The organism is uncultured Fretibacterium sp. (genome assembly GCF_938040765.1).
Taxonomy (GTDB): domain Bacteria; phylum Synergistota; class Synergistia; order Synergistales; family Aminobacteriaceae; genus CAJPSE01.
On record NZ_CALIAA010000225.1, the window covers coordinates 1 to 3142 of the forward strand.

General features: G+C 54.3%; 3 protein-coding genes and 1 pseudogene. All 4 read left to right on the forward strand.

All coding sequences use genetic code 11. From position 1 onward, the window contains the following. Positions 1 to 211 (forward strand): annotated as a pseudogene (locus Q0176_RS07740) (carbohydrate ABC transporter permease); the annotation flags it as partial. Between the two features lie 11 nt (positions 212 to 222). Beyond that, complete coding sequence (locus Q0176_RS07745; RefSeq protein WP_299301107.1) at positions 223 to 1359, forward strand: ABC transporter ATP-binding protein; 1137 nt, start codon at positions 223 to 225, stop codon at positions 1357 to 1359. A 2-nt stretch (positions 1360 to 1361) separates the two neighbouring features. Continuing rightward, positions 1362 to 2489: an ABC transporter ATP-binding protein gene (locus Q0176_RS07750; RefSeq protein ID WP_299301110.1), complete on the forward strand. Its 1128-nt coding sequence runs from the start codon at positions 1362 to 1364 to the stop codon at positions 2487 to 2489. A gap of 179 nt (positions 2490 to 2668) precedes the next feature. Further along, on the forward strand, positions 2669 to 3142 hold a 474-nt coding region (locus Q0176_RS07755), incomplete at its 3' end, for an alcohol dehydrogenase catalytic domain-containing protein (RefSeq protein WP_299301113.1).

The following is a 3142-nucleotide window of genomic DNA, read 5'->3' on the forward strand; positions in this document are numbered from 1 at the left end:
CTGGAACAGCTTTACCTTTCCCCTTTTGCTCAGTGGGTTTAAGATCATGCCCGTCACCGTGGCGTCGTTGCGGTATATCGCATCCGACACCGTTCATTATGGGCAGATGGCTGTGGCTGCGGCGGTGACCGCAACTCCGGAGGTAATCCTGGCGTTGGTCATCCAAAAACATCTTGTCCGTGGGCTCAGCTTCGGCGCGGTCAAAGGATAGGGGTTGTTTTCATGGCGCGTGTAACCTTAGAGACGACAGAATCTTTCGGCAAGATTCGGGCGCTCAAGGGCATCGATTTGGACGTCGAGGACAGGGAGTTTTTTGTGCTCTTCGGCCCGGCGGGGGCGGGCAAGACGACGATCCTCAAGACCGTCGCCGGCATAGAGTTTCCCGATCGCGGCTTCGTGCGCTTCGATGGCGAGATCATGAATCTGGTGGAGCCGGCGGTGCGCAATGTGTCGATGGTCTTCGAAAATTATGCCCTGTATCCGCACATGTCGGTGTTTGACAACATAGCTTCTCCCATGCGGAGTCCCTTGCACAGGGAAAAGGAGGATGTCATCAGGGAGCGGGTTCACAAGATCGCGGATACGATGGGAATAGGGCATCTCTTGGAGCGTCTGCCCTCTCAGCTCAGTAACGGTCAGAGGCAGAGAACGGCTCTGGGACGCTGCCTTGTGCGTTCCCCAAGAGTCTTCCTGATGGACGAGCCCTTGGCCCATCTCGACGCCAAGTTGAGGCACCTGATGAGGACGGAGCTCAAGGCAATGCAAACGCAGTTCGATACCACGACCATTTATGTCACTCACGACTATACGGAGGCAATGAGCCTGGGAGATCGCATTGCCATCCTGGATGAGGGACGGATCGTACAGGTCGGGACGGGAGAGACCATTTATTACACGCCGGTCAACGATTTTGTGGCTAAGCTTGTCGGCGAACCGGAAATCAATCTGGTCGATGCCGAATTGGTCTCGGTCGGCGGCGAGATGATGATGCGTCTGGGAAACGCGCCGCAGACCTTTCCGGTTCCTGTGGATGTCGCCCCGGTACTGCAGGAACTCTGCGGTTCGGTGAAGAGTTGGAGGGTGGGGATTCGGGCCAAGAATATCCAGTACTCCTTCGAGGCCCTTTCCGATGCCCTGGAGGGCGTTGTCTACAACCTCGAGCCGATCGGGAACAAATCCATTCTGACCGTTAAGGTTGGGGAAACGTCCTACCAGACCGTGATAAACAACGATATGAAGATGGAACTGGATTCCCGGATCTATCTGAGGCCGGACATGGAGAATGCCCTTTTCTTCGACGGGGACACGGGACGCTTTGTTGTGCGTCACAACCAGGCTGGATTATTGCAGGGGCGATGACCATGGCACAGCTTACGTTAAAGAATGTCTGTAAACGTTACCAGAACAAGAAGAAAAATGCCCAGGATTACGCGGTGCAGAATTTTTCCTTGAATTGTAAGGATGGGGAGTTTGTCGGCATTTTGGGGCCGTCCGGCTGCGGCAAGACGACGACCCTGCGCATGATTGCCGGGCTTGAGGATATTACGGATGGGGAGATATTTATTGGTGAGAGGAAAATCAACGACCTCCATCCCAAGGATCGCGGCATCGGTCTGGCGTTCGAGGACTACGCTCTGTACCCTCCTCTGAACGTATACGAGAATATTGCCTTCAATCTCAGGGCCCAGAACCTTTCTGCGGAAGAAATTCACCGGCGCGTTACGGAGATAGCGCCTTTGATGAAGGTCGATACCCTGCTGGAGATGAAGCCGGCCGGGCTCTCGGGGGGACAGAAGCAGAGGGTCAATATTGCGCGGGCTCTGGTACGCCGCCCTCAGGTGCTTCTGTTGGACGAGCCCCTTTCCCACCTTGACGGTAAGATGCGTCAGATGCTGCGTGTCGAGATCAAGCGTATTCACAATAAAATAAAATGCACGACGATCCTGGTCACCCACGACCAGATGGAGGCGATGTCTCTGGCCGATCGCATTGCCATCATGAAGGATGGGAGGTTGCAGCAGTTTGGCACCCCTCTCGAGGTGTACGATAATCCCGTCAATCTTTTTGTGGCGGGGTTCATAGGGGAACCTCCGATGAATCTCATCAAGGTGAAGATCTCCGAGGATAACGGGCGTTTTTATTTCATGTTTCCGCGAAAGGGTATCCGCATACCGGTCCCCGATAAATATAGGGGAACGGTCCATCCTGGAGCGGATGTCGTTCTTGGCGTAAGGCCGACGGATATCTTTGTCGGACCCCCGACGGAGGATTCCAGTGTCTGCGTGGATGTTTTCGAGAACCTTGGCGACGAGAAACGCATCAGTATCAGCGTCGGAGACGAGGATTTCCTTACGTTGACGACGGAGGACGAATGCCGCTACTCGAAAGGTGATAAAATCGCCTTGAGATTCCATGAGGAAAAAACGCATATTTTCGACCCCGAAACGGGAGAAAAAATTATGGGGACGGGGCCCTCGAAATCCATGTGAGGGGGCTTCGTGCGGAGGCCATCCCTGGGGCGGCCGGGCGTCTTTTGGGAGCTTCTCTCCCGTTTGTCGAGTTTTCATAACTGGAGGCAAGACGCGTTTTCTGCCGTTGTATCGATCTTGAGTGTTTTTTTAACGTCAAGAAGAGTGTCCTTTAATGTCACGTGAGGAGGAGAGACAAGATGGTGGATCTGCCAAAAAAAATGAGGGCCCTGGTGGCCCATGCCCCTAAGGATTATCGTATTGAAGAGGTGGATGTCCCGCGGGCGGGAGAGCGCGAAATCATCATCAAAGTGGAGGCCTGTGGCATCTGTGCCGGTGATACGAAATCCTATCTGGGCGCACCCCGTTTCTGGGGAGAGGAGGGGCGTCCCTCCTACATTAAGGCCCCGGTCATCCCGGGACATGAGTTTATCGGACATATTGTTGAATTGGGACCTAATGTAAAGGGCGATTTTCAGATCGGGGACCGCGTGACCTCCGATCAGATAGTCCCGTGCTGGGATTGCAAATTCTGTAATTCCGGACGTTATTGGATGTGTCAAAAACACGATGTCTACGGTTTCCAATATAACGTCAACGGCGGCATGGCCGAATACATGCGCCTGCCCAAGGAGGCTATCGTTCACAAGCTGCCCAAGGACCTGCCCATGGAG

Coding starts and splice junctions, on each gene's coding strand:
- Q0176_RS07750 (WP_299301110.1), top strand. CDS start 1,362: ATGGCACAGCTTACGTTAAAGAATGTCTGTAAACGTTACCAGAACAAG.
- Q0176_RS07745 (WP_299301107.1), top strand. CDS start 223: ATGGCGCGTGTAACCTTAGAGACGACAGAATCTTTCGGCAAGATTCGG.